The organism is Streptomyces coeruleorubidus, from assembly GCF_008705135.1.
In the GTDB taxonomy this organism is placed as follows: Bacteria; Actinomycetota; Actinomycetes; order Streptomycetales; family Streptomycetaceae; genus Streptomyces; species Streptomyces coeruleofuscus.
The window spans coordinates 6176857-6202396 of record NZ_CP023694.1 but is presented as its reverse complement, the minus strand read 5'-3'; the positions used below and the strand labels follow the sequence as shown (position 1 = coordinate 6202396).

General features: G+C 69.9%; 25 protein-coding genes and 1 riboswitch. Of the genes, 9 read left to right on the top strand and 16 right to left on the bottom strand.

Annotated features, from left to right (window positions below):
• The 3 genes from CP976_RS28770 to CP976_RS28760 form a co-directional block, all read right to left on the bottom strand.
• Entirely contained in the window at nucleotides 1–840 is an 840-nt protein-coding gene (locus CP976_RS28770) for a carbohydrate ABC transporter permease (protein WP_150482946.1), read from the bottom strand.
• Nucleotides 837–1823 (bottom strand): carbohydrate ABC transporter permease, encoded by a 987-nt coding sequence (locus CP976_RS28765; protein WP_150482945.1) that lies wholly within the window; start codon nucleotides 1821–1823, stop codon nucleotides 837–839. Before CP976_RS28765 ends, CP976_RS28770 begins: the two co-directional genes overlap by 4 nt.
• A gap of 71 nt (nucleotides 1824–1894) precedes the next feature.
• Complete coding sequence (locus CP976_RS28760) at nucleotides 1895–3178, bottom strand: extracellular solute-binding protein (RefSeq protein WP_150482944.1); 1284 nt, start codon at nucleotides 3176–3178, stop codon at nucleotides 1895–1897.
• A 313-nt stretch (nucleotides 3179–3491) separates the two neighbouring features.
• On the opposite strand from CP976_RS28760, the gene CP976_RS28755 reads away from it, so the two are divergent.
• The 4 genes from CP976_RS28755 to CP976_RS28740 all read left to right on the top strand — a co-directional run bounded on the left by CP976_RS28755 (nucleotide 3492) and on the right by CP976_RS28740 (nucleotide 6883).
• Nucleotides 3492–4256, top strand: a complete 765-nt coding sequence (locus tag CP976_RS28755) for a GntR family transcriptional regulator (RefSeq protein ID WP_150482943.1) — start codon at nucleotides 3492–3494, stop codon at nucleotides 4254–4256.
• A gap of 141 nt (nucleotides 4257–4397) precedes the next feature.
• The gene (locus CP976_RS28750) at nucleotides 4398–4664 is read left to right on the top strand and encodes a DUF3311 domain-containing protein (RefSeq protein WP_150482942.1); all 267 of its coding nucleotides are present in this window, start codon (nucleotides 4398–4400) and stop codon (nucleotides 4662–4664) included.
• A complete protein-coding gene (gene mctP / locus CP976_RS28745; protein WP_150482941.1) occupies nucleotides 4661–6289 on the top strand; it encodes a monocarboxylate uptake permease MctP in 1629 nt (542 codons plus the stop codon). The genes CP976_RS28750 and mctP overlap by 4 nt, the downstream gene beginning before the upstream one ends.
• A 72-nt stretch (nucleotides 6290–6361) precedes the next feature.
• Nucleotides 6362–6883 (top strand): GNAT family N-acetyltransferase, encoded by a 522-nt coding sequence (locus CP976_RS28740; RefSeq protein WP_150482940.1) that lies wholly within the window; start codon nucleotides 6362–6364, stop codon nucleotides 6881–6883.
• 95 nt (nucleotides 6884–6978) lie between these two features.
• On the opposite strand, the gene CP976_RS43875 is transcribed toward CP976_RS28740, so the two are convergent.
• Together CP976_RS43875 and CP976_RS43870 are read right to left on the bottom strand one after the other, a co-directional pair.
• Nucleotides 6979–7422 (bottom strand): zinc ribbon domain-containing protein, encoded by a 444-nt coding sequence (locus CP976_RS43875; protein WP_229875577.1) that lies wholly within the window; start codon nucleotides 7420–7422, stop codon nucleotides 6979–6981.
• A complete protein-coding gene (locus CP976_RS43870) occupies nucleotides 7419–8012 on the bottom strand; it encodes a hypothetical protein (protein ID WP_229875576.1) in 594 nt (197 codons plus the stop codon). The genes CP976_RS43875 and CP976_RS43870 overlap by 4 nt, the downstream gene beginning before the upstream one ends.
• 282 nt (nucleotides 8013–8294) lie before the next feature.
• A riboswitch (cobalamin riboswitch) is annotated at nucleotides 8295–8423 on the top strand.
• Nucleotides 8424–8544: 121 nt separating this feature from the next.
• Here CP976_RS43870 and CP976_RS28730 point away from each other — a divergent pair.
• Both CP976_RS28730 and CP976_RS28725 read left to right on the top strand, forming a co-directional pair.
• Complete coding sequence (locus CP976_RS28730) at nucleotides 8545–10902, top strand: ribonucleoside-diphosphate reductase subunit alpha (protein WP_150482939.1); 2358 nt, start codon at nucleotides 8545–8547, stop codon at nucleotides 10900–10902.
• 56 nt (nucleotides 10903–10958) lie between these two features.
• Entirely contained in the window at nucleotides 10959–11981 is a 1023-nt protein-coding gene (locus CP976_RS28725) for a ribonucleotide-diphosphate reductase subunit beta (RefSeq protein WP_150482938.1), read from the top strand.
• Here the strand turns inward: CP976_RS28725 and CP976_RS28720 are convergent.
• Nucleotides 11894–12136 (bottom strand): hypothetical protein, encoded by a 243-nt coding sequence (locus tag CP976_RS28720; protein ID WP_086849729.1) that lies wholly within the window; start codon nucleotides 12134–12136, stop codon nucleotides 11894–11896. The two genes, CP976_RS28725 and CP976_RS28720, sit on opposite strands and share 88 nt — an antisense overlap.
• 93 nt (nucleotides 12137–12229) lie before the next feature.
• Between CP976_RS28720 and CP976_RS28715 the strand changes: the two genes are divergently transcribed.
• Complete coding sequence (locus tag CP976_RS28715; protein ID WP_150482937.1) at nucleotides 12230–13192, top strand: GlxA family transcriptional regulator; 963 nt, start codon at nucleotides 12230–12232, stop codon at nucleotides 13190–13192.
• Nucleotides 13193–13204: 12 nt separating this feature from the next.
• Here CP976_RS28715 and CP976_RS28710 read toward each other — a convergent pair whose 3' ends face one another.
• The 10 genes from CP976_RS28710 to CP976_RS28665 all read right to left on the bottom strand — a co-directional run bounded on the left by CP976_RS28710 (nucleotide 13205) and on the right by CP976_RS28665 (nucleotide 23286).
• Entirely contained in the window at nucleotides 13205–14575 is a 1371-nt protein-coding gene (locus CP976_RS28710) for a bifunctional albaflavenone monooxygenase/terpene synthase (RefSeq protein ID WP_150482936.1), read from the bottom strand.
• Nucleotides 14572–15657 carry an epi-isozizaene synthase gene (gene cyc1 / locus CP976_RS28705; protein ID WP_150482935.1) on the bottom strand — a complete coding sequence of 362 codons (1086 nt, stop codon included), beginning with the start codon at nucleotides 15655–15657 and terminating at the stop codon, nucleotides 14572–14574. The genes CP976_RS28710 and cyc1 overlap by 4 nt, the downstream gene beginning before the upstream one ends.
• Nucleotides 15658–15947: 290 nt before the next feature.
• Nucleotides 15948–16598, bottom strand: a complete 651-nt coding sequence (gene def / locus CP976_RS28700; protein ID WP_086849715.1) for a peptide deformylase — start codon at nucleotides 16596–16598, stop codon at nucleotides 15948–15950.
• A gap of 127 nt (nucleotides 16599–16725) precedes the next feature.
• Nucleotides 16726–17706, bottom strand: coding sequence for a tetratricopeptide repeat protein (locus CP976_RS28695; RefSeq protein ID WP_150485542.1), 981 nt, complete (start codon nucleotides 17704–17706; stop codon nucleotides 16726–16728).
• Between the two features lie 117 nt (nucleotides 17707–17823).
• Nucleotides 17824–19071: an HD-GYP domain-containing protein gene (locus CP976_RS28690; RefSeq protein WP_190146894.1), complete on the bottom strand. Its 1248-nt coding sequence runs from the start codon at nucleotides 19069–19071 to the stop codon at nucleotides 17824–17826.
• The gene (locus CP976_RS28685; RefSeq protein ID WP_150482933.1) at nucleotides 19068–20399 is read right to left on the bottom strand and encodes an HD-GYP domain-containing protein; all 1332 of its coding nucleotides are present in this window, start codon (nucleotides 20397–20399) and stop codon (nucleotides 19068–19070) included. The genes CP976_RS28690 and CP976_RS28685 overlap by 4 nt, the downstream gene beginning before the upstream one ends.
• Before the next feature lie 153 nt (nucleotides 20400–20552).
• Nucleotides 20553–20864: a mycothiol system anti-sigma-R factor gene (gene rsrA, locus CP976_RS28680; protein ID WP_033314427.1), complete on the bottom strand. Its 312-nt coding sequence runs from the start codon at nucleotides 20862–20864 to the stop codon at nucleotides 20553–20555.
• Complete coding sequence (gene sigR, locus CP976_RS28675) at nucleotides 20861–21547, bottom strand: RNA polymerase sigma factor SigR (RefSeq protein WP_086846661.1); 687 nt, start codon at nucleotides 21545–21547, stop codon at nucleotides 20861–20863. The genes rsrA and sigR overlap by 4 nt, the downstream gene beginning before the upstream one ends.
• A gap of 256 nt (nucleotides 21548–21803) precedes the next feature.
• Nucleotides 21804–22451, bottom strand: coding sequence for an alpha/beta hydrolase family protein (locus tag CP976_RS28670; protein WP_229875575.1), 648 nt, complete (start codon nucleotides 22449–22451; stop codon nucleotides 21804–21806).
• 19 nt (nucleotides 22452–22470) lie between these two features.
• Nucleotides 22471–23286, bottom strand: a complete 816-nt coding sequence (locus CP976_RS28665; RefSeq protein WP_150482931.1) for an SOS response-associated peptidase — start codon at nucleotides 23284–23286, stop codon at nucleotides 22471–22473.
• 103 nt (nucleotides 23287–23389) lie between these two features.
• Between CP976_RS28665 and CP976_RS28660 the strand changes: the two genes are divergently transcribed.
• Both CP976_RS28660 and aroA read left to right on the top strand, forming a co-directional pair.
• Nucleotides 23390–24112, top strand: coding sequence for a M50 family metallopeptidase (locus CP976_RS28660; RefSeq protein WP_059416546.1), 723 nt, complete (start codon nucleotides 23390–23392; stop codon nucleotides 24110–24112).
• 109 nt (nucleotides 24113–24221) lie between these two features.
• Nucleotides 24222–25538: a 3-phosphoshikimate 1-carboxyvinyltransferase gene (aroA, locus tag CP976_RS28655; protein WP_150482930.1), complete on the top strand. Its 1317-nt coding sequence runs from the start codon at nucleotides 24222–24224 to the stop codon at nucleotides 25536–25538.
• Nucleotides 25539–25540 lie beyond the last annotated feature (2 nt).

Below are 25540 nucleotides of genomic sequence, written 5' to 3'. Positions count from 1 at the left end.
TCATCCCTTCACGGCGCCCGCGGTCAGGCCCGCGGCCATCTTGCGCTGGACGAGGAGGAAGAGGGCGACGATCGGCACGGCCATCATCGTGGCGCCGGCCATCATCGGGGCGTATTCGGTGCCGTGCTTCGTGGTGAAGTTGCCGAGCCAGACGGTCGCCGTCTGGTTCTTCTGGCTGAGCAGCATCAGGGCGTACAGGTACTCGTTCCAGGCCTGGATGAAGCCGTAGACCGAGGTGGCGACCATGCCGGGGGCCAGGAGCGGGAAGACGACCCGGAGGAAGGCGCCCGTGCGGGAGCAGCCGTCGACCATGGCCGCCTCCTCCAGCTCCTTGGGGATGTTGACGATGAAGCCCCGCAGCGTCCACACGGTGAACGGGAGGATGAAGGTCAGGTACGTGATGATGAGGCCGGTCAGCCGGTCGTACTGGCCCAGGTCGTTGAGCAGCAGGAACACCGGGATGATCATGGCGACCAGCGGGACCATCTGGACGGCGAGGATGCCCACGATCACGATCTTGCGCCCCCGGAAGGCGAAGCGCGAGATGGCGAGCGCGGCCAGCAGCCCCACGGCCATGCCGATGACGACCACGGCCAGCGACACCACCATGCTGCGGCCCACCGGGCGCCAGAAGTCGGCGATGTCCAGCGCCCGGCCGAAGTTGGCGAAGGTGATACCGGTCGGCAGCAGGCTCGGGTCCGGGTCGATGGCGTCCCTGGCGGGCTTGAACGCCGTGTTGAGCATCCAGTAGAGCGGGAAGCCCGCGGTGACGAAGACCAGGAGGCCGAGGACGTTCCACCAGAGCTTCGGCGCCCGGCGGCCGGTCAGCGTACTGCTCATTCGACCTCTCCGATCTTCAGCATCTGCCGCATGTAGACGGCGACCACGCCGAGCAGCAGCAGGACGGTGACCAGTGCGATGGCCGAGCCCTGGGCGTAGTCGTTGACGACGAACGCCCGGTCGTAGGAGTAGGTGTTGAGGACCTGGAACTCCGGCTCGGGGTGGCCGTTGCGCATGACGAACACCTGGGGGAAGACGCCCATGTCCCAGATGACCGACAGGGTCGTGAGCATCACGATGATCGGCTTGAGGACGGGCAGGGTGACGTAGCGGAAGACGCCCCAGGCGCCGGCGCCGTCCAGGCGGGCCGCCTCCTCCAGCTCCTTCGGCACCTGGGTGAGACCCGCGCTGAGCGTGATGACGACGAACGGCACGGCTCCCCACACCACCAGTAGCATGATCACGGCGAGGCCCTCGGGCCCGCTGGCGAACCAGTTGTGGCCGATCATCTCGACGCCGGGCAGCTTGCTGAGCAGCGCGTTGAAGACGCCGTAGTCCGAGTCGAAGAGCCACTTGAAGACCGTGGTGGCCACGATGACGGGCATGCCCCAGCTGGCCACCAGCACGATGGTGATGAGCACCTTCAGCCAGCCGGAGACCCGCTGGAGCAGCAGGGCGATCGCCATGCCGATCACCATCGTGAAGACGACGGCCCCGGCGGCGAAGACGATCGTGCGCACGACGACGGTCCAGAACTCGCCGTCGCCCAGCACCTTCGCGAAGTTGCCGAATCCGACCGACTCGGCCGGCTGGAAGCCCCACAGCTGGGACTGCCCGAACTTCTGGAAGGACAGGGTGACCAGACGGGCCAGCGGATAGCCCATGACCAGGGCGAGGATCAGCAGGCAGGGCGCGAGCAGCAGCCAGGGGACCGCGGTCCCGCCCGACGGCCGGTTCGCCCGTGGCCGCTCAGCGGCGGGAGGTGGCGGTGCCTGCCGCGGTGGCGGCACCTTGACGGGGGTGGTGGTGTCTGCGGCACTCATCGCGCGCTCCTCGGCGGTCCCTCAGGTCTGGACGACGGCGGGGCTCCCCGGCCGGGAGCCCCGCGCGAAGATCACTTCGTGTTGATGACCTTGTCGATCGCGGCGTCCGCCTCCTTGGCGGCGGCCTCGACCGACTTCTTGCCGGTGCCGATGCTCTGGAGCATGGTCTGGAGGATCTGCGCCTTCTCGACCTGGCCCCAGCCGGGGGCCATCGGGACGAACCAGTTGGACTCGGCCGCGGTGGCGGGGACCGCCGTCTTCGGGTCGTTCTTCAGCGTCGCGAGGTCGGTCTTGTTGTTGGGCAGGTTGCCCTTGGCCATCAGGCCCTTCTGGCCGGAGGAGCCGGTGAACGCGTTGATCCACTCGGCGGCCAGGGCCTGCGCGTCGGACTTCACCGGCACGGCGAGGTCGGAGCCGCCCAGGAAGACGGGCATGTTCTTGCCGGACGGGCCGGGCATCACGAAGTTCTCAAGATTGCCCTTGAGCTTGCCGGACTTGTCGTTCTTCGGGTCCTCGGCGGTCGCGCCCTCCCACGCGGCGGCGAAGATCATGGCGGACTTGCCCTGGCCGTAGACGATGTAGCGGTCGGACTCGTCCTTGGTCTTGTCGCCGTGCATGTAGTCGTCGACGACGTTCTTGAACTCCTTCAGGCCCTTGAGGGACTCGGGCGAGGAGAGGGAGGCCTTCCACTGGCCGCCCGACTCGGTGGCGATGGCGCCGCCGGCGTCGTAGACGAAGGACATGGCCGCGTACCAGTCGCGGGTCGGCTGGTACCAGGCGCTGAACTTGCCGCCCTGCTTCTTCTGGATCTTGTCCAGAGCGGCGGTGAGCTCCTTGTACGTCTTCGGCGGCGTCTTCACCCCGACCGAGGCCGCCACGTCCCCCCGCCAGTTGGCGACGCGGCCGCCGGCGTAGTACGGGACGCCGTAGGTCTTGCCGTCGTAGGTCACCGAGGCCTTGAGGCCGTCCAGCCAGGCGTCCGAGGTGTCGAACTCGGCGGGGTCGAGGGGGGCGAAGGCGCCCTTGACCATGTAGCCGAGCATCTCGGTGTTGCCCATCTCGACCACGTCGGGGACCTTGTCGGTGGCGAGGACGGCGTCGAGCTTGGCGTTCTTGTCGGGCCAGCCGTAGTACTCGTGGTTGATCTTGAGACCAGGGTGCTTCTTCTTCACCGCCGCGTCGGCGGCCTTCACCAGCTCCGGCCAGTTGTTCTGGGCGTCGACGGTGAGCCAGACGGTCAGCTCCTTGGCGTCCGCGCCCTTGTCCGAACCCCCGCTGCCACCCTCTCCCCCGCACGCCGCGATGGAGACCACCATGCCCGCGATACCGATCGCGGATATCAGCTTGCGCTTCACGCCACCCTCCTCAGGGATGCCACCGACCCCCCTGCTCCCCGCGGTGAACGTGGGGCCAGGACCCTGGACCAATGGTGTAGACCAGTAGGGGGAGCTTGGACCAGACCTGTAGACCTGTCAAGGGTCCGGAATGAGCTCTGACCAGCCGTTATGCGACCTACATATGCAGGAACCTTTAAGTAAGAACCCGGCGAAAACCCAGCCGGGCACGGCATACTCCAGGTAGACCACTTGGAGTTGTGGACTAGACCAAAAGCAGCGCCGACGGTATACAAGTGGGATCGTGTCGGCAGAGGAGCCGGGAAGGCGGAGCATGAGCACCGACATCAGCAGTGCGGAGCACGAGAGCGGGGCACCCGTCCGTACCGCACGCGTGCCCAAGTACTACCGCCTGAAGAAGCACCTGCTCGACATGACCGAGACCCAGGCGCCCGGCACCCCGGTCCCGCCCGAGCGCACACTGGCGGCGGAGTTCGACACCTCGCGCACGACCGTGCGCCAGGCGCTCCAGGAGCTGGTCGTCGAGGGCCGGCTGGAGCGCATCCAGGGCAAGGGCACGTTCGTCGCCAAACCGAAGGTCTCGCAGGCGCTGCAACTGACCTCGTACACCGAGGACATGCGCGCCCAGGGTCTCGAACCCACCTCGCAGCTCCTGGACATCGGCTACATCACCGCCGACGACCGCCTCGCCGGGCTGCTCGACATCACGACCGGCGGGCGGGTGCTGCGCATCGAGCGGCTGCGCATGGCCAACGGCGAGCCGATGGCCATCGAGACCACCCACCTCAGCGCGAAGCGCTTCCCGGCCCTGCGCCGGTCCCTGGTGAAGTACACGTCCCTGTACACCGCGCTCGCCGAGGTCTACGACGTCCATCTCGCGGAGGCCGAGGAGACCATCGAGACCTCGCTGGCCACCCCGCGCGAGGCCGGCCTGCTCGGCACGGACGTCGGCCTGCCGATGCTGATGCTCTCCCGTCACTCACTGGACCGGGAGGGACAACCGGTGGAGTGGGTGCGGTCGGTGTACCGCGGGGACCGGTACAAGTTCGTGGCGCGTCTGAAGCGGCCTCAGGATTAGTACGCACGGGCGGAGCGACCGCTGCTGAGCTCGGTTTCTTTTGGGTACCGCATTGCGGACGAGGGGTTCCGTTCCCGCCGCACCCTGACCTAGATTGCCTGCGCATTGCACAGGTGATCACTGAGGGGACGGAGCCGCCTGATGTCGCAAGCCCCAGAAGCCGGCAGAGGGGCGACGGTGACGCCGATGCGCGTCGTCATCGCTCTCTGCCTCATAGCGCCCTTCGTGGCCATGTTGTGGGTCGGCTCGTACGCCAAGACCGACCCGGCCTTCATCGGGATCCCGTTCTTCTACTGGTACCAGATGGCGTGGGTCCTGATCTCCACCGTGCTGACGATGATCGCCTACAAGCTGTGGCAGCGTGACCAGCGCTCCCGCTCTGCCGCGAAGGGCGGTGCGTCGGAGTGAAGGACGGCGTGAACGGCGTCGCACTCGCCGTCTTCATCTTCTTCTTCCTGCTCGTCACGGTCATGGGCTTCCTCGCCGCGCGCTGGCGCAAGGCCGAGAACGAGCACAGCCTCGACGAATGGGGCCTGGGTGGCCGCTCGTTCGGCACCTGGGTCACCTGGTTCCTGCTCGGCGGCGACCTGTACACGGCGTACACCTTCGTCGCCGTCCCCGCGGCGATCTACGCGGCGGGCGCGGCCGGCTTCTTCGCCGTGCCGTACACCATCCTGGTGTACCCGCTGATCTTCACCTTCCTCCCCCGCCTGTGGTCGGTCTCCCACAAGCACGGGTACGTGACGACGTCCGACTTCGTGCGCGGCCGCTTCGGCTCCAAGGGCCTCTCCCTGGCCGTGGCCCTCACCGGCATCCTCGCGACGATGCCGTACATCGCGCTCCAACTGGTCGGCATCCAGGCCGTGCTGGACGTGATGGGCGTCGGCGGCGGCGAGGACACCAACTGGTTCATCAAGGACCTGCCGCTGCTGATCGCCTTCGGTGTGCTGGCGGCCTACACGTACTCGTCGGGTCTGCGGGCGCCGGCGCTGATCGCGTTCGTGAAGGACACCCTGATCTACATCGTCATCGCGGTGGCGATCATCTACATCCCGATCAAGCTGGGCGGCTTCGACGAGATCTTCGCCAGGGCCGGCGAGGCGTACGGTCAGACGAACCCGGCGACGGGCGCGCCGCGCGGTGCGCTGGTGCCGCCGGAGGCGGGGCAGTGGACGTACGCCACCCTGGCGCTGGGCTCCGCGCTCGCGCTCTTCATGTACCCGCACTCGATCACGGCGACGCTGTCCTCGCGGAGCCGTGAGGTGATCCGCCGCAACACCACGATCCTGCCGCTGTACTCGCTGATGCTGGGCCTGCTCGCGCTGCTCGGTTTCATGGCGATCGCGGCCGGGATCAAGGTGCAGAACGGTCAGCTGGCGATCCCGCAGCTGTTCGAGACCATGTTCCCGGACTGGTTCGCGGGCGTGGCCTTCGCGGCGATCGGCATCGGGGCCCTGGTCCCGGCGGCCATCATGTCCATCGCGGCCGCGAACCTCTTCACCCGCAACATCTACAAGGACTTCATCAAGCCCGACGCCACGCCCGCCCAGGAGACCAAGGTCTCCAAGCTGGTCTCCCTGCTGGTGAAGGTGGGCGCGCTGGCCTTCGTCCTCACCATGGACAAGACGGTCGCCATCAACTTCCAGCTCCTCGGCGGCATCTGGATCCTCCAGACCTTCCCGGCCCTGGTCGGCGGCCTGTTCACCCGCTGGTTCCACCGCTGGGCGCTGCTCGCGGGCTGGGCGGTCGGCATGGTCTACGGCACGGTCGCGGCGTACGGCGTCGCCTCCCCGACCCAGAAGCACTTCGGCGGCTCGTCGAAGGAGATCCCGGGCATCGGCGAGATCGGCTACATCGGCCTCACGGCGTTCGTCCTGAACGTCGTCGTCACCGTCGTCCTGACCTTCGTCCTCAGGGCGCTGAAGGCCCCCGACGGCATCGACGAGACCAAGCCGGAGGACTACACGGCGGACGCGGGCGACCCCGGCGTCCAGGTGGAGCTTCCGCCGGCGACGGCGGGCACCTCGCACTGAGTCGCAGGTGACGACGGGCCGCCGGCGGACAACCGGCGGCCCGTCGTCATACCCGTCCCGCACACTCGGACCATGGACATCCTCATCCGGCGGGTGAAGCCCGCCGAACACGACGCCCTCGGCGAGATCACCGCTCAGGCCTACCTGGAGGACGGCCTCCTCGACTTCGGCGAGAGCGACTGGTACCTCGGCGAACTCAAGGACGTGGCCAGGCGGGCCGCCGCCGCGGACGTCCTGGTGGCCACCCGGGGCGAACACCTCCTCGGGGGCGTCACCTTCGTCCCCTCCGGCGGCCCCATGGCCGACATCGCCCTTCCCGGGGAGGCCGAGATACGGATGCTCGCCGTCGCCCACGAGGCCCGCGGCCAGGGCGCCGGAGAGGCTCTCGTCCGTGCCTGCGTCGACCGCGCCCGCGCGACGGACGGCTGCGTTCGCGTCGTCCTGTCGACGCAGCGCACCATGCACGCCGCCCACCGCATCTACGAACGTCTCGGCTTCGTCCGTGCCCCGGAGCGCGACTGGAACCCGATTCCGGAGCTCGACGACATCACTCTCCTCACCTACGAGTTGACGCTGTCACCTTCTCGGCCCTGAACGGCCGAGCTTGTTGGCTCGGTCGTTCACACCTCGTCGCGCTCCCGACTGCCCCCTACGACAGGACGGTCACGGGTCGCATCTCCCCTCTCCGGTCAGACCGGGTGTGGGACGGGCATGGTGACGAATGCCCACGCCGAGCGTGCGCGGTCGCGCACGTTGACCCCGGCGACGACGTCGGCGGGGCCAGCGAGCCCGCACCGACGACAGCGGAAATGGTCCCGGGTGGGCCGGTTGGCCCGCTCGGTGTGACCGCAGCGCGGGCAGCGCTGCGAGGTATGGCGTGCGTCCACTTCCAGGAATGGCACCCCGGCCTTACGAGCTTTGTAGGCGAGGTGGTGTCCGAGCTGGTGGAAGGGCCATGAGGAGACATGGGTGGCATGGCGGCGTTCCTTCTGTGCGCGGCGGGCGAGGCGGCGGGTGGCCGAGCGGGGCCGCCTGGCCTGGAATTCGGCACGTTTGCGGGCCTGCCAGCGCCGGTAGCGGGACAAGCGGCGGCCCTGGTGGTTGGTGCCGTCGCTGGTGGTGGCGAGGTTCACGATGCCCCGGTCGACCCCGATCCAATCGGCAGGCTCGTACACCCCGGGCCGGGGATGTCGCAGGTGGCGATCAGGAACCACTTCCTGCCGCGCTGGACGAGGTCGCTCTCGCCCTTGCGGTACTGCACGAGGGTCTTGAGCTGCTCGGGGGAGCAGACAAAGCGGATGCCCTTCATCCGCCCGGCGACGGTCCAGACGGACACCGTGCGTGCGTCGTACTGCCACGACAGGCAACGGTCGTCGAACGGCTGGGCCGCCTCCGGGCGGAAGGCGATCGGTGAGCCGACCGCCCTGCGGTGCCGCTTGGAGGTGGGCGAGCCCAGGTTTCCGGCCTGAAGGTTGGCCTTCAGGGTGGCGTAGGCGTCGACGACCTTCTTCACTGCCCGCACCGCCGGCTGCGCCGACAGCCCGAACGTGGCCTTCAGGTCCGCGTATACCTCCTTCTGCAGACCGTTGCGGTCCTTGAGGTTCTCGGCGAAGGCAACCTGCGAAGCGTAGGTGGCGGCCCGGTTGCAGGCGCGCAGGGTCGCCTCAAGTGCCGACGCCTGCTCGGGCGTCGGCAGCAACTTCACCTGCACGACCAGCCTCATGACATCGGACCGTAGTACGACATCCGCACACACAACCGCTATTCGCCCCGCACTCACCACAGCAGGTGACCCGCGGGACGACTGTTCGCATTCCCCGGCTCCGCCGGGCAGCCGTGGGCGGGCGCCCCTCGCCGGGCAAAGAGCCGACGCGGCGACGCTCCGCGTCGCGGCCGACAGGAGGCGATTCCTCCCGGCGTAAACGCCGAGGCATCCTCGCCAGAAGCAGGTGAAACCGTCGCGGCACTACATCTAGGGGTGCTTTCGCCACCCGGCACAAGATGTATGCTCGTGCTCGCTGTCGCCGCAGGGGAATCCGGTGCGAATCCGGAACTGTCCCGCAACGGTGTACCCATGCCTCTTTATGCGTGTATGGGAGTCAGTCCGAGGACCTGCCGACAGCGCGCCCGGCCGTCCGGCCGGTGTGCCTGACGTCCGGGCCTCGTGGAATGGGCCGGTGGACGCGACGCCGCGTGCGCTCGCGTGCTGCCCCCTGCCCTGCGAGGCCCCCGTGCCGAGCGAGGGAGAGCCCCACGTGACCATCGCGCCAGCCGATCCGGTCTCAGCAGCCGAAGAAGAGCACGACGGTCCTGGTGCCGCGCTGCTGCGGACCCTGACCGAGCTGACCGCCGACCTCCCCGACGCCGATCCCGGCCGGATCGCCGCCGCCGCGCTGCGCGGCCGGTCCGCGCGGGCCGACGAGCCGGAGTTGCGCGAGCTGGCGACGGAGGCGGCCGCCGGCCTCATCTCCGAGGATCCCGCCTACTCCCGGCTGGCCGCACGCCTGCTGACGATCGGGATCCGCGCCGAGGCAGCCTCACAGGGCGTCACGTGCTTCACCGAGTCCGTCGCGGTGGGGCACCGGGAGGGCCTCATCGCCGACCGGACCGCCGAGTTCGTGCGCGTCCACGCCGCCCGCCTCGACGCCCTGATCGACACGGCCGCCGACGACCGCTTCGGCTACTTCGGCCTGCGTACGCTGCACAGCCGCTATCTGCTCCGGCACCCGATCACCCGCAAGGTGATCGAGACGCCCCAGCACTTCATGCTGCGCGTCGCCGCCGGTCTCGCCGAGGACGACACTCGCCGCTCCGTCGACGAAGTCGCCGCTCTCTACGGGCTGATGAGCCGGCTCGACTACCTCCCCTCCTCCCCCACCCTCTTCAACTCCGGCACGCGACACCCCCAGATGTCGTCCTGCTACCTGCTCGACTCCCCCAAGGACGAGCTGGACTCGATCTACGACCGGTACCACCAGGTGGCGCGGCTGTCGAAGCACGCCGGCGGCATCGGCATCGCCTACTCCCGCATCCGTGCGCGGGGTTCGCTGATCCGTGGCACCAACGGCCACTCCAACGGCATCGTCCCGTTCCTGAAGACCCTCGACGCCTCGGTCGCCGCCGTGAACCAGGGCGGCCGCCGCAAGGGCGCCGCCGCGGTCTACCTGGAGACCTGGCACTCCGACATCGAGGAGTTCCTGGAGCTGCGCGACAACACCGGCGAGGACGCCCGCCGTACGCACAACCTGAACCTCGCGCACTGGGTGCCCGACGAGTTCATGCGGCGCGTGAACGCCGACGCGCAGTGGTCGCTGTTCTCCCCCGCGGACGTGCCCGAGCTGGTTGACCTGTGGGGCGAGGAGTTCGACGCCGCGTACCGGGCCGCCGAGGCGAAGGGCCTGGCGAAGAAGACGCTGCCCGCACGCGAGCTGTACGGCCGGATGATGCGTACCCTCGCGCAGACCGGCAACGGCTGGATGACCTTCAAGGACGCCGCCAATCGCACCGCCAACCAGACCGCCGAACCGGGCCACGTCGTCCACTCGTCCAACCTCTGCACGGAGATCCTGGAGGTCACCAGCGACGGGGAGACGGCGGTCTGCAACCTGGGGTCGGTCAACCTCGGCGCGCTCGTCGACCAGGCCGGCGGGGACATCGACTGGGAGCGGCTGGACGAGACCGTCCGCACCGCCGTGACGTTCCTCGACCGGGTCGTGGACATCAACTTCTACCCGACGGAGCAGGCGGGCCGTTCCAACGCCAGGTGGCGCCCCGTCGGCCTCGGAGTCATGGGCCTCCAGGACGTCTTCTTCAAGCTGCGCCTGCCCTTCGACTCGCCCGAGGCCAAGGCACTGTCCACCCGCATCGCCGAGCGGATCATGCTCGCCGCCTACGAGGCCTCCGCCGATCTCGCCGAGCGCAACGGCCCGTTGCCGGCCTGGGAGAAGACCCGTACGGCCAAGGGCGTGCTCCACCCCGACCACTACGACGTGGAGCTGACCTGGCCGGAGCGCTGGGCGGCCCTGCGCGAGCGCGTCGCCGCGACCGGCATGCGCAACTCCCTGCTCCTCGCCATCGCGCCGACGGCCACGATCGCCTCGATCGCGGGCGTGTACGAGTGCATCGAGCCGCAGGTGTCCAACCTGTTCAAGCGCGAGACGCTGTCCGGTGAGTTCCTCCAGGTCAACTCCTACCTGGTTCAGGAGCTCAAGCGGCTCGGCGTGTGGGACGCCCGCAGCCGGGAGGCCCTGCGCGAGGCCAACGGCTCGGTGCAGGACTTCGCCTGGATCCCCGAGGACGTGCGCGCCCTCTACCGCACGGCGTGGGAGATCCCGCAGCGCGGCCTGATCGACATGGCGGCGGCCAGGACCCCGTTCCTGGACCAGTCCCAGTCCCTGAACCTCTTCCTGGAGACGCCGACCATCGGCAAGCTCTCCTCGATGTACGCCTACGCCTGGAAGTCCGGGCTGAAGACCACGTACTACCTGCGCTCGCGCCCGGCGACCCGCATCGCCCGCGCCGCCCAGGCCGCTGTCCCCGCGCAGGCCACCCCGGACCCCGAAGCGGTCGCCTGCTCCCTGGAAAACCCCGAGTCCTGCGAGGCCTGCCAGTAATTCCCACCCGCCACCCGACCGCCACCCCTGGAGGACGGCGCTTCGCGCCGACTGTTATGACCCAGAACCTTCTCGACCCGGGCTTCGAGCTGACCCTCCGCCCCATGCGCTACCCGGACTTCTACGAGCGCTACCGGGACGCCATCAAGAACACCTGGACCGTGGAGGAGGTCGACCTCCACTCGGACGTCGCCGACCTCGCCAAGCTCTCCCCCGACGAGCAGCACCTGATCGGCCGGCTGGTCGCCTTCTTCGCCACGGGCGACTCGATCGTCGCGAACAATCTGGTGCTGACGCTGTACAAGCACATCAACTCCCCCGAGGCGCGTCTGTATCTGAGCCGTCAGCTCTTCGAGGAGGCCGTCCACGTCCAGTTCTATCTGACGCTCCTGGACACCTACCTCCCCGACCACGACGACCGGGCGGCGGCCTTCGCGGCCGTCGAGAACATTCCCTCCATCCGCGAGAAGGCCGAGTTCTGCTTCAAGTGGATGGCTGCATTTGATGGAACAGAAGAGGTCGACCAGCTCGACCGACTGGAGACGCAGGCCGACCGCCGCCGTTTCCTGCTGAACCTGATCTGCTTCGCCGCGTGCATCGAGGGCCTGTTCTTCTACGGTGCCTTCGCGTACGTGTACTGGTTCCGCAGCCGGGGCCTGCTGCACGGTCTGGCCACCGGCACCAACTGGGTGTTCCGCGACGAGACGATGCACATGTCGTTCGCCTTCGACGTGGTCGACACCGTCCGCAAGGAGGAGCCGGAGCTGTTCGACGACCAGCTCCAGCAGCAGGTGACGGACATGCTCCGCGAGGCCGTCGAGGCCGAGCTCCAGTTCGCGCGCGACCTGTGCGGGGACGGCCTCCCGGGCATGAACACCGAGTCGATGCGGCAGTACCTGGAGTGCGTCGCCGACCAGCGGCTCACCCGCCTGGGCTTCGCTCCGGTGTACGGCTCCGAGAACCCCTTCTCCTTCATGGAGCTCCAGGGGGTTCAGGAGTTGACCAACTTCTTCGAGCGGCGGCCCTCCGCGTACCAGGTGGCGGTGGAGGGCACCGTCGACCTGGACGAGGACTTCTGAGCCGCCACGCCTTCGCGGATCTCCTGGGCCTCCCTGATCTGACGGTCGACGCGCCGGTCGCGCACGATGCCGATCACTGACGGGAGGACCAGGAGGACCAGCGTCCCGAGTACGAAGATCATTGCGATGAGTGTCTGCGTCTGGTTCGTGTCCATGGACACCACTGTCGCGCCGATGACTCCTTACCGTCAGTGGCAGTACTGCCGTAGACCCTCGAATTACTGCCACCGGCGAGGCACACTGGAGGCATGCTGCAGAACGTGGCCGTCGCCCTGCTCGACGGCGTGAACCCCTTCGAACTGGGTGTGGTGTGCGAGGTCTTCGGCACCGACCGGAGCGATGAAGGCCTGCCGGTCTACGACTTCGCCGTGGCCTCGGCCGAGGGCCCGGTGCTGCGCATGAACTCGGGCTTCTCGCTCCAGGCCGAGCACGGCCTGGAGCGGCTGGAGACGGCCGACCTGATCGCCGTGCCCGCCGGGCACAGCTACGCGTACCGGGACTTCCCCCCGGAGCTGCTGGCCGCCCTGCGGCGCGGGGTCGACCGCGGTGCCCGGGTGCTGAGCGTCTGCTCCGGGGTCTTCGTGCTGGCCGCGGCCGGCCTGCTGGACGGCCGCCGCTGCGCCACGCACTGGAAGCACGCGAAGGACCTCGCCCGGCAGTACCCGCGCGTGATCGTCGAGCCGGACGTCCTCTACGTCGACGAGGACCCGGTGATCACCTCCGCCGGCACGGCCGCCGGCATCGACGCCTGCCTGCACCTGGTGCGCAAGGAGCAGGGCTCCGAGGTCGCCAACAAGATCGCCCGGCGGATGGTGGTGCCGCCGCACCGCGACGGCGGCCAGGCCCAGTACATCGAGCGCCCGCTCCCCCACCCCGAGGGCGACACGATCGTCGACGTGCTGGCGTGGATGGAGCGCCATCTCGACGAGGAGGTCACCGTCGAGCAGCTCGCCGCCCACGCCCACATGTCCCCGCGCACCTTCGCCCGCCGCTTCCAGCAGGAGACCGGGACGACTCCCTACCGCTGGATCCTGCGCCAGCGCGTGCTGCTGGCCCAGCGGCTGCTGGAGGCGACGGACGAGACGATGGACGCGATCGCCGGTCGAACAGGGTTCGGCAACGCGGCCACACTGCGCCACCACTTCGTCCGGGCGATCGGGACGACGCCGAACGCCTACCGGCGCACGTTCAGGGGCCCGGAGGCGGCCTGAGGCCAAGGGCTCTCACCTCACCACCGGCCGCACCCGCAGGTCGTGCGGCCGCAGCGTAATGCCGACGCGTGTGCTGTCGTTCGAGCCGGCCACCTGCTCGAAGCGGTACCTGGTGGCCAGCGCCGCCGTGATCAGCGTCAGCTGAGCCATCGAGAAGTGGTCGCTCGGGCACTTGCGGTTGCCCACGCTGAACGGGCTCATGGCGTGTTTCGGGACGTCCTTGACCCGGTCCGGAAGCCAGCGGTCGGGGTCGAAGTCCAGGTTCCGTGCGTACGACTTCGGATCGCGCTGGATCGCGTACGGGCTGTAGACGATGTCCGCCCCGGCCGGAATCCGGTATCCGCCGAGTTCCGTGTCCCGCACCGCCCGCCGCGTCAGAATCCACACGGCCGGGCTCAAACGCATGGACTCGACCACGACATTGTTGGTGTGCCTGAGCCCCCGGACGTCTGCGAATGCCACCGGCTTCCCACCGGTGACGGCTTCTACTTCGTCGCGCACCCGGTCCGCGTGTTCAGGGTGTTCCGCGAGCATATGCAGCAGCCACATGATCGTGGAGGCGACGGTTTCGCTGCCGGGGGTGAGGATCGCGACGACCTGGTCGTGGATCTCCTGTTCCCCGATGGGGTCGCCATTCTCGTCCGTCGCCTCCAGCAATGCCGTCAGCAAATCGTCCGGCTTTTGACCGGATGCGCGGCGCTCGGCGACGATCTCGTCCACCAGGAGATGCAAATCGGCCAATGCCCGGTTGAATTCCCGGTTGGCCGGGAGCGGCAGCTTGTAGAGCGGTCCGAGCGGCACCACCATCCGCCGGTACATCCCGCGGAAGACCGTGGCGAGCGCGACGCACAGCCGCTCCGCCCGCTCGTCCATGTAGTCGCCGCGCAGCAGGCAGCGGGCCGCGATGCGCACGGCCACCCGGAAGGACTCGGACGTGCAGTCGATGGTCTGCCCCGGCTTCCAGCGCTCGGTCAGCGCGTGCGCCTCCTCCTCCATGATCGGCCCGTAGGCGGGGATGGCGTCGAGCCGGAAGGCGGGCTGGATGGTGCGCCGCTGGCGCCGGTGCCGCGGGCCGTTCGCCGTGGCCACGCCCTCCTTGCCGAGCAGGCCCTCCAGGGACTCCCACAGCGGCCCGGCGATGATGAAGTCGTTGCTCAGCGCCAGCGCGCCGGTGAGCGCCGGGGTGGTGACGGCGTACACCGTCTTCGGTCCGAGCTTCAGCCGGACCACGTCGCCGTGGTCGCGCAGCCGGGACATGAACGCCAGCGGGTCGCGCACCAGCTTCCAGCCGTGCCCCAGGACGGGGACACCGCCGCTGGCCCGGGGCGGTTCCCGCAGCTCCGGAACCAGGGGGGCTTCAGGCTTCACAGACTCGACGGTCATTTCTCACCTGCCGCTTCGTTGTTGACGTACGGGGGCGTGGACCGGTCGTCCCAGCTGTCGACCATGTACCGGCCGGACTCGTGATGGAACCAGTAGACAGAGCTGAACCAGTTCCGCATATTGCTCAGGCAGGCCCGCACGGCGGCGCTGAGTTCTTTTCCCCGCACGGTGCCGTCGGCGAGGCCGTCGGCGAACCGTAATGCTGTCTGTTCGACATCCAGGAATTCCATGATGCAGTTCTCGACACGGCTCCTGACTTCCGCGACCGCCTGTTCCAGCGTCAGCCGCTCATGGGTGATGAGACTTATTCCGAGATTGTGCACCTCGTCGCCCGCTATTTCTTTCGGAAGTGAGCAGAGGTCGTTATACCAGGCGGCGAACTCCTGGCTCAGCAGCGCGGCCCGCCGATAGGCCGGGTGTTTCCTTACGGCGTCGGGCAATTCGCATCCCGCGGTCGGCTCCAGCAGATCCGTCCAGATCCAGTGGGCGAAGGTGAGTCGGCGCAACCGGAGATACTCCTCGACCGTGGGCACGATTCCGTGGGTGCGATTGTGGAACTCCCGGTCGTAGGCGTCGATCACCTCGTGGAAGTGCCGGGCGAACCGGAGGTTCCACGTCGCCGGCAGGAAGGCGTACAGCCGCAGCACGCTGTCCGCGAACCCGGCGACCAGTGGGTCCTCGTGGTGCAGGTGCTCCCTGGGAGTGTCGAGGGCCGAGTGCAGCCGGTCCCGCAGCCGCCGCCAGGCGAGGGGGCGGCCGTGCACGATGTCGCGGTCGTGACGGTCGTCCCAGACGAAGAACCAGGCGCTGTAATCCGCGATCGCCTGCATGACCTCGTCGGAGGCGCCGATGTAGTACCCGGCCATGAGGTCGGTGTAGCACAGGCCGTCGGCATATTCCTCCACCTTGTCCGCAGGCATGAGCCGCTTTTCGAGCAGCCAGACCCGGGTCTTCTCCTGGCACTTCGGCCAATACGGGTGGAGTTGCCGGGGAAACGCCGCCTCGATCACCGGAAGGGAGAGCGACGGTGGAACCGCGATGGTGGTCGGTGTCGATGTGGTGCCGTGTGACAAAGCATGCACGAACTAACCCCTCTCAGCCGCCAGTTGGCGCGGGCGCCCCTCCTTCCGTGCCGGGCGTGCGCCGTTGCCCCGCTCCCTCCATTCAGCACTACAACTGACCGTTCTGGGAACGCATTTGCTTCATTCACTACCCCAAGGGCCGGGAACCTCCCGTTGCGTGACTGGTACCGGATCACCAGGAGAGCAGAAGCGATCGAACGTGCGACGGACAGGCGAACGGCACAGACGAACGGCGTCTGTTCAGGACGGGAATCCCGAACAGACGCCGTGCGCCTGGTGATCGTGAGGTCTCAGTCGTTCGCGACGACGGGGTACCGGGGCTCGTTCTCGGCCATCTGCCGCAGCGCGTCCTTGCGTTCCCGCTTGGAGAGGCGGTCGATGTACAGGTAGCCGTACAGGTGGTCGGTCTCGTGCTGCAAACACCGAGCGAAGTACCCGGTGCCGCGCACCCGGATCGGGTTGCCCTGCTCGTCCTGCCCGGTCACCTCGGCGTAGTCGGGCCGGGCGAGCGGCGCGTACGCGGTGGGCACCGACAGGCAGCCCTCGTTGCTGTCGTCCAGCCGGCGCTTCTCGGCGGGCAGTTCGACGAGCTTGGGGTTGCAGACGACGCCGGTGTGCCGGGCGCCCTCGTCGTCCGGGCAGTCGTAGACGAAGACCTTCAGGTCGACGCCGATCTGGTTGGCGGCCAGGCCCACGCCCTCGGCGGTGCGCTGCGAGGCGAACATGTCCGCCACCAGTTGCTGGAGCTCGTCGCCGAAGTCGGTGACGTCCTTGCACTCCTTGTGCAGCACCGGGTTCCCGACCACCGTGATCGGCCGCGAGGTCCCCCGCTCCCGCCAGGCCGCCTCGCGCTCCTCGCAGTCCTCCGTGTCGATCACGTACCCCTCGTCATCGACGGGGAGCACGCCCGCGCGCTGCTGATCGGTGTCCTGCTGAGCCATGACGTTACGTACGCCTTCCTGAACAAATCCAAGCCGGGATGCTGATACAGGGTACGGGGCAGGCGCCCCTTCACGGGCGCGGGGAACTGCGCGAACGGCCACGACGGCGCCGCACCCGACAACGGATCTAGCAGACCTCTTCCAAATCCCGCCAATCCCGAGAATCCGGACTGTCGGCGACCCACCCGTCCAGCAACCCCCGAACCAGCGAAGCCGGCGCGGCCAACCCGCACTCCCGCTCGGGAACCCACAGCTGCCCGTCCGTCCGATGCCCCAGCGGCCCGGGATGCCCCGGCTCGCTGTGATCGTGCGGATCGAGATGCTCCCCGTCGCCCTCGTCGGACGGCATCCGTGACTCCGAGCACATCCGGCACAGCAAACGCACCGAAGAAGACCAGTCCTCCGCGGCGAACCCGGCGTCCGCGGCGAGCTGCTCCAGCGCGTCCCGGTCCGACTCGGTCGCGGCCTCCAGCAGCACCACCCAGGTCGGCACCGGCGACGGCGCCCACAGCTCGATCTCGTCGAACACCGGGTAGGTGTGCCCGGCGGCCGTGGTCCGCTCCCCGTGCGGCACGCCGTCGTGCAGGACGACCTCACCCCAGCGCCGCCCCGACGACGGCAGCGGGATGGACAACACCTCGATCCGCGCGGGATCCAGCCGCCGCCCCCACACGACCTCGGCCTCCCCCTCCGGGGACAGCCGCACGGCCGCGCTGCCGAGGTCCATGCCGACGGGCTCACCGGAGTCGTTGGGCGGCCCCGGCACCCGCAGCCCGTAGGCCTGCCAGGCGCGCCGGGCCAGCGGCCAGTCCTGGAGGGCGGTCGCGGCGATGCCGACGTTCCACCAGTCGGGCGCTCCGGTGTCCCGGTCGAGCAGTGCCACGGCCCTGAGCCCCGCCGCCCGCGCCTGCTCCCAGTCGTGCCGGAACTTGTGCAGCAGGGCGAGGTTGAACCAGGACTCGGACAGCCAGGGCTCCAGGTCGGCGGCACGTGTCAACAACGCGCCGGCGTCCTCGTACCGGCCATCGCCGATGAGAGTGAACGCCCGGTCTGTGGCCTGCCGCCAGGAGGCGGAGGGCCGGTGCCGTCCCTTGCCGAAGATCCTCACGATTCCCGCCTGCCAGTTCCGTGCGGTGGGCTGGCCGTAGCTGTGTTTCGAGCCCCCGGACACCTTCTTCTTCGCATCCAACCACGTACGGCCTCCGGGGCGCTCATTACCCATGGGTTACCCAGTCACGGGCAAGGTCAGACTGCTTCTTGCCAGTACCCGGGCCAGCGATTCCACCACCTCCGGGGCGTACTCCCCGGCGGTGGCGAGCCGGAGTTCCTCCAGCGCCGTCAGCGGTCCGCCCAGGCCACCTTCCCGGGACTTCTCCTCGTACGCGTTCACGGCCCGGACGATCCGCGCGGCGAGCGGCTGCTCCGCGTAGGGGTCGGCCTGCCGCTCCACGACCACGGCGACCGCCTCGTCGACACCCGTCTGCCGTACGACGGCCCCGCCGAGCAGCGCGATCCGCCGCTGTTCCGCGGCGGGCAGGTCGGCGGTGGCGCCCGACGGCACCGGGTCGACGAGGCTCAGCTGGCCGATGTCGTGCATGAGCGCGGCGTACTCCAGGACGGCCAGCTCGGGCTCGGTGAGGCCCAGGTCACGCCCCACCGCCTGGCTGAGCGCGGCGACGCGGCGGGCGTGTCCGCAGGGGGTGTACCCGGCGACCTCGGTGGCCCGTGCCAGGGAGGCGATGGTCTGCCGGTAGGTCGCCCGGACGGCGGCGTAGCGGCGGAACGACATCTGGGCGAGCAGCAGCGGCACGGAGAACACGGGCAGCGCCCACAGCCCCACGACGGCGACCGCCAGGGCCATCACCGCACCGGTCGCGATGACGGCGGAGCCGATGCCGAACACGGCCCGCAGCTCGTCCCGCAGCACCGGCCCGAAGGGCCAGCCGGTGCGGGAGTGTGCCAGCGCTGCGGCGAGCACCGCGTCGCACAGCGCGGTCAGGGACAGCAGCGCGAGCAGCAGCAGCGCGTAGGCGGGGCCGCCCCAGTCGTCGAACATGCCCCGGTTGTAGGGGGGCTGGAAGCACACGGCGACGAACCCGGCGGTGAGCACCCGGCGTGCCAGATGGTCGAGCGTGGGTCCCTGCCCGCGCGCCACGTGCGGCACGCTGCCGAGCAGCGAGGCGGCCAGCACGACGGCGACGACCTGGGCGAGGCCGTGGTGCGTGGCCCGCCCGCCGGCCTCGCCGAGCAGCGCGTACGACAGGGCCGCGGCGGCCCCGAGCGGCGCCGGCTCCCTGACCTGCGCCCCGTTGCGCCGGGCGAGTTCCCCGACGGTCACGAGGACGCCGAAGGCGAGGGCAACCCGGCGTTCCTCCAGCCCGTTGTAGAGGGTGACGGCGAGGGAGCCGGCCGCGAGGAGGGCGGCACAGCCGTGGACGAGGGTGAAGAGCGGCGGCGGGCGGTGCGCGCTCACCGGTGTGCTCCCGGCGGGCTGGAGACGGGTGCGCCGGGCGGGGGGATCCGGGGCGGGTCGACGACGTCGGCGGTCACGGCGGGGCGCCACCCGGCCCGGCCGACGGCCTCCACGAGAGCCGCGACCATCACCGGGTCGAACTGGCTGCCGGAGCACCGCTTCAGCTCCGCCAGGGCGACCGCGACGGGCCGGGCCCTGCTGTAGCTCCGCGTGGAGGTCATGGCGTCGAAGGCGTCCGCGACCGCCACGACCCGGGCCGATTCCGGTATCTGACTGCCCATCAGGCCGTACGGGTACCCGGTGCCGTCCAGCCGTTCGTGGTGGTGCAGCACGGCGGCGCGGGCCTCCCCGAGGAAGCCGATGCCGCGCACCATCTCGTGCCCGTACTCGGGGTGCAGCTCGATCACCCGCCGCTCCTCGGGCGTCAGCGGCCCGTCCTTCCTGAGCAGCCGGGTGGGGACGCCGAGCTTGCCGACGTCGTGCAGGATCCCGGCGAACCGGAGCACCTCGACGCGCTCGTCGTCCATGCCCAGCTCGCGCGCGATCATCATGGAGGCCTGCCCGACCCGCTCGCTGTGGCCCCGCGTGTAGCCGTCCTTGATGTCGACGGCCTGGACGAGCGCCCGGATGGTCGCCTGGTGGGCGGCCCGTTCCCGGTGGTACTGCGCGAAGGCCCACCAGGAGACGCACATCGGCAGCAGCACGAGCAACGCGGCCACGGGGCCGTAGGGGCTGCGCCACAGCACGGCCATCATCAGCCCGGCCAGCCCGTGCACGGCGATGGGCGCGAGGGAGCGCGACACGAGCCCCCGCCAGGCCCGCCGCACCGGCACGCGCTCGGCGACGGCCAGGATCCCGCCGTCCAGCACCGCGAGCACCAGGCAGAACGCCAGCACGGCCGCCCCGGCCGGGCCGAGCGCGTAGGGCACGTCACCGGCGGCGACCGCGTCCCGTCCGCCGAGCGCCCGGTGCACCCGGGCGGCGGCCCACACCCCGAGGACGAGCTGGGCGGCCCGCCAGACCCGGCGCAGCGCCACGGGCCGCTGCTCGACATGCGAGAGCAGTGCACCGGGCACGGCCACCAGGGCGGCGGCGGGCGCGGGCAGCAGGAAGGCACCGGCGAGCAGCACGGGGTAGAAGGTCCCGGCCGGATGGGAGATCCCGACGAACCGGGACCGGGCGACGCGCTCGCAGCCCGCGTACAGCGCGGCGAGCAAGGCCACGGCCCACCAGGGCGTACGGACGCCCGGCAGCGGCAGCAGACAGAGGAGGGCGGCGGCCAGGACACAGGCGACGTACACACGCGCCCGCACCGGTACCGCTTCCATACGCCCCTCCCCCGGCCGTCTCCGTCAGGCCCGGAGCCTAGGACGCGGACGGGGGACTCCGCGGGCCGATAACCCGCGGATTAGCACGTTCGAGTGATGCGTTCGAGGATGACTACCCCTTCAGAGGCGGGGTAGTTGAAAAGCGCAGGAGTGTCAGGATTCCTGCGGCGTGGCAGGCGAAGCCGTGACGTCCTGCTCGGGGACGGCCTGGCCGGAGCGGATCAGCTCGATCCGCCCCATGACCTTGTCACGCAGGTCGCCCGGCACGTCGTCATGCCCGCAGCAGCGCTTGACCAGCTTCTTCACGGCCTGCTCGAGCCCGTACTTCTCCAGACAGGGCGAGCATTCCTCGAAGTGGTGCTCGAACTTCACGCAGTCCGAGTCCGGCATCTCACGGTCGAGGAACTCGTAGAGATGATCGAGGATCTCGCTGCAATCCGTCTCGTGCGGCTCTCCGCAGCTCATGACCCCGAGCCTTTCGCTTCGTTCGACTCTCCGGCGCCGGCCGGGACCATCCCGCGGTCACGGGCGTAGTCCTCCAGCATGCCGCGCAGCTGACGGCGTCCCCGGTGCAGCCGGGACATCACCGTACCGATGGGTGTCCCCATGATGTCGGCGATCTCCTTGTACGCAAAGCCCTCGACGTCCGCGAGATACACGGCGATGCGGAACTCCTCGGGGATCGCCTGGAGCGCTTGCTTCACGTCCGAGTCGGGCAGGTGGTCGAGCGCCTGCGACTCCGCGGAGCGCAAGCCCGTCGACATGTGCGACTCGGCGCGGGCGAGCTGCCAGTCCTCGATCTCCTCGGCCGCCGAGCGCTGCGGTTCGCGCTGCTTCTTGCGGTACGAGTTGATGAAGGTGTTGGTGAGGATCCGGTACAGCCACGCCTTGAGGTTGGTGCCCTCACGGAACTGGTGGAAGGACGCGTACGCCTTGGCATACGTCTCCTGCACCAGGTCCTCCGCGTCGGCCGGGTTGCGCGTCATGCGCAGCGCGGCCGAGTACATCTGGTCGAGGAACTCGAGCGCGTCCCGCTCGAAGCGCGCGTTGCGCTCCGCGGCCGTCTCCGCGCCCGTGCCACCCTGGCCCTCGGGCTGCTCCGCCTGGCCGTGTTCGGTCCCTGCGTCGGTCCCAGTGACCGGACCCACCTCCTCCAGTGTTCTCGTGAGACCGAGACCGGTCTCACCCGAATCGGAGGATAGACGACGATCCGGTCCGCCCGCCGCCCGAATAGGGGCGGTCCTGGCCGCGTGCAGCACCGTCCAGTCCAGGTCGGCACGGCTGCTGCGGCTCGGGCAGATGGTCGAACCCATGCGGCGGACTTCCTCTCCTACGGCGTCGGTGCTGGTCTCCAGCACGTACGTCCCGCACAACAGTGCTCGCCGCCCCGGCATTCCCGGAGCTTTACCCGAGTGACCCGGTCCACTCCACGACCGCGTCCGTGATGACCGCCACTGCCTCCTCCTGCGTGATCTCCGCGCGCTTGGGGACGGCGAAACCGTGATCGCCGTGCGGCACCTCGACGAGCTCGTAGGGCCCCTCGGGAAACTCCCCGGGATTCCCGAACGGGTCGTTCCCGCCCTGGACGACCAGGGTGGGAACCCCGGAACCCAGCAGTTCGGCGGCGCGGGACTTCTCGGGCCTGCCGGGCGGGTGGAGGGGGAAGCTGAGGGCGAGGACCGCGCGGGCGCCGAGCTCGGTGGCGGTACGGCAGGCCACGCGTGCCCCGGCACTGCGTCCGCCGGACACGACCGGCAGGCCGGGCTCGGCGAGGGCGGGCCAGATGCCCCGCCACCCGAGGTCCAGGGTCTTCGGCGCGGGCGCGAGCTTCTTCCCGGCCACTCGCCAGGGCTGCTCCACACGGGCCACGGTGACGCCGTGGGCGGGCAGGGCGGCGGCCAGGGCCTTCAGGTCGCGGGCCTCGATGCCGCCGCCGGCGCCGTGGCTGACGGCGAGGACCAGCCGGGGCTTTCCCGCCGTGTGCCAGGTGATTCTGGCGGGGCCGGCGTCGGTCTCGACGGTCTCCGTCGTCACGTTTGCCGCATTGGTCACATCGTTCACATCCGTCACGTCAGAAGAGTGTGCCCTCTTCCGGCCCTTCCAGCTCCTTCAGCAGCTCCGGGCCGTTGTTGCGGACGTTGCTGACGGCCGTCGTGACGGGATAGGCGCGCATCAGCCCGGCGGGCGGCGGGGCGAGCAGCTCGCGCAGCTCGTCGGCGTCCGTGCGGGACGGGTCCAGCCAGGCGTCCCAGCGGTCCGGCGTCAGCATCAGCGGCATCCGGGGGTGGATCTCGGCCAGGGCCCGCGGACCGTCCGCCGGGGAGACCGCCAGCGGGCTCGCCTCGGCCTCGGTGGTGATGACGGAGCACGTCACCCACCAGGCCTGCGGGTGGTCGTCCGGCAGCGTCTTGTCCCGCCAGAACTCGTACAGCCCGGCCATCGCGAAGACCGACCCGTCCGCCGGGGTCACGAAGTAGGGCTGCTTGCGGGGCCGCTTCTTCTTCCCCTCGACCTCCAGCTCGCGCTCCTGCGTGCCGGTGACCCACTCGTAGTAGCCGTCGGCGGGCAGGATGCAGCGCCGGGAGGTGAAGGCGCGGCGGTAGGACGGCTTCTCGTGGACGGTCTCCGCGCGGGCGTTGATCATCCGGGCGCCGCCCTCGGGGGTCTTCGACCAGGACGGGACGAGCCCCCACTTCAGCGTGCGCAGCTGCCGAACCGGTCGCGGGTCGTCCGCGTCTTTCAGAGGGCGGTCGAGGACGGCGTAGACCTCTTTGGTGGGCGCCACGTTGTAGTCGGGCTCCAGAGTCTCCTCGGGCTCCCACTTCTCGATCTCAAAGGTTCCTGCGAGATCCTCTGGCCTACGACTCGCTGCATACCGTCCGCACATACGTGCCACACTGCCAGGCCCACCCGTCTCCCGACCACCACCCCTCAACGAGGCGCTTCGCGCCGCCCCCTCTGAATCCGCCCACAGGGAGCCATCGCCGCACATGGACAGCACCGCAACCGCCTCCCTCGCCTCCCTCTGGGACGAGGTCTCCGGCACCCAGCCCGACCCCGACCTGTGGGTCGTGATCGCGACTCTGGTGGCCGCGCTCGCCGTGGTGATCCCGCACGGCCTGTGGCGCGTCTCCCGCAACGCCATCACCATCGCCCACGAGGGCGGCCACGGGCTCGTGGCCCTGCTCACCGGCCGCACCCTCACCGGCATACGGCTGCACTCGGACACCAGCGGCCTGACCGTCAGCCGCGGCAAGCCGTACGGCATCGGCATGATCCTCACCGCGGCCTCCGGCTACACCGCCCCGCCCCTGCTGGGCCTCGGCGGTGCGGCCCTGCTGGGCTCCGGCCGCATCACGCTCCTGCTGTGGCTGGCCACGGCCCTGCTGCTGGCCATGCTCGTGATGATCCGCAACGCCTACGGCGCCCTCACCATGATCGTCACCGGCGGCCTGTTCGTCCTGGTGTCCTGGCTGGCCGGCCCGCAGGTCCAGGCGGCGTTCGCGTACGTGGTGGTGTGGTTCCTGCTGATCGGCGGGGTGCGTCCGGCGTTCGAGCTCCAGGCCAAGCGGTCGCGGGGCGGGGCGGGCGACTCGGACGCGGACCAGCTGTCGCGGCTGACGCACGTGCCGGCGGGGTTGTGGCTGTTCCTGTTCCACGCGGTGTCGCTGTGCTCGCTGATCGGTGGGGGCAGGTGGCTCCTGGAGATGTGACGCGCCCCGCGGGGGCGCGAGTCTGCGCCGATGTGCGGCTCCGCCGCGTGGGCGCGACCGGCCCCCACGGCGCCGCACCCGAGCCACCGCCTCCTTATAAAGTGAAGCCATGGCCCCGAACACCGCAGACACCGCCCTTTGGCCCGCCCCGCACGCGAGCGGAGCCGTCGACGCGACGGTCCACGTGCCCGGGTCCAAGTCGGTCACGAACCGCGCCCTTGTCCTCGCCTCCCTCGCCTCCGAACCGGGCTGGCTGCGCCGCCCCCTGCGCTCCCGCGACACCCTGCTGATGGCCGGCGCGCTGCGCGCCATGGGCATCGAGATCGAGGAGGGCGTGGGCCCGGACGGCACCGGCGAGGCCTGGCGTGTGCTCCCCACGGGCCTGCGCGGCCCGGCCACGGTCGACGTCGGCAACGCCGGCACGGTGATGCGGTTCCTGCCGCCGGTCGCCGCGCTCGCGGACGGTCCCGTCCGCTTCGACGGTGACCCCCGCTCCTACGAGCGTCCCCTGAACGGAGTCATCGACGCGCTGCGCCAGCTCGGTGCCCGGATCGACGACGACGGCCGGGGCGCGCTGCCGTTGACCGTGCACGGCAGCGGCGCCCTGGACGGCGGCACGGTCGCCATCGACGCGTCCTCCTCGTCGCAGTTCGTGAGCGCCCTGCTGCTGTCCGGCCCGCGCTTCAACCAGGGCGTCGAGGTCCGCCACACCGGCGCCACGCTGCCCTCCATGCCGCACATCCGGATGACCGTCGACATGCTGCGCGCGGTCGGCGCCCAGGTGGACACGCCCGAGTCGGGCGGCGAGCCCAACGTCTGGCGGGTCACGCCCGGCGCTCTGCTCGGCCGCGATCTGACGATCGAGCCCGATCTGTCCAACGCCCAGCCGTTCCTGGCGGCCGCGCTGGTGACCGGCGGCCGGGTCGTCGTCCCGGACTGGCCGTCCCGCACCACCCAGCCCGGTGACCGGCTGCGCGAGATCTTCACCGAGATGGGCGGCTCCTGCGAACTGACCGAGTTCGGGCTCGTGTTCACCGGCTCCGGCTCGATCCACGGCATCGACGTCGACCTGAGCGAGGTCGGTGAGCTGACGCCGGGCATCGCGGCGGTCGCGGCCCTCGCCGACTCCCCGTCGACCCTGCGCGGCGTGGCCCATCTGCGGCTGCACGAGACGGACCGCCTGGCCGCGCTGACCAAGGAGATCAACGAACTCGGCGGTGACGTCACGGAGACCGCCGACGGTCTGCACGTCCGCCCGCGCCGCCTGCACGGCGGGATCTTCCACACGTACGACGACCACCGCATGGCCACGGCCGGGGCGATCATCGGCCTCGCGGTGGAGGGCGTGCAGATCGAGAACGTGGCGACGACGGCAAAGACCCTGCCCGACTTCCCCGACCTGTGGACCGGGATGCTCGGGGCGTAGGA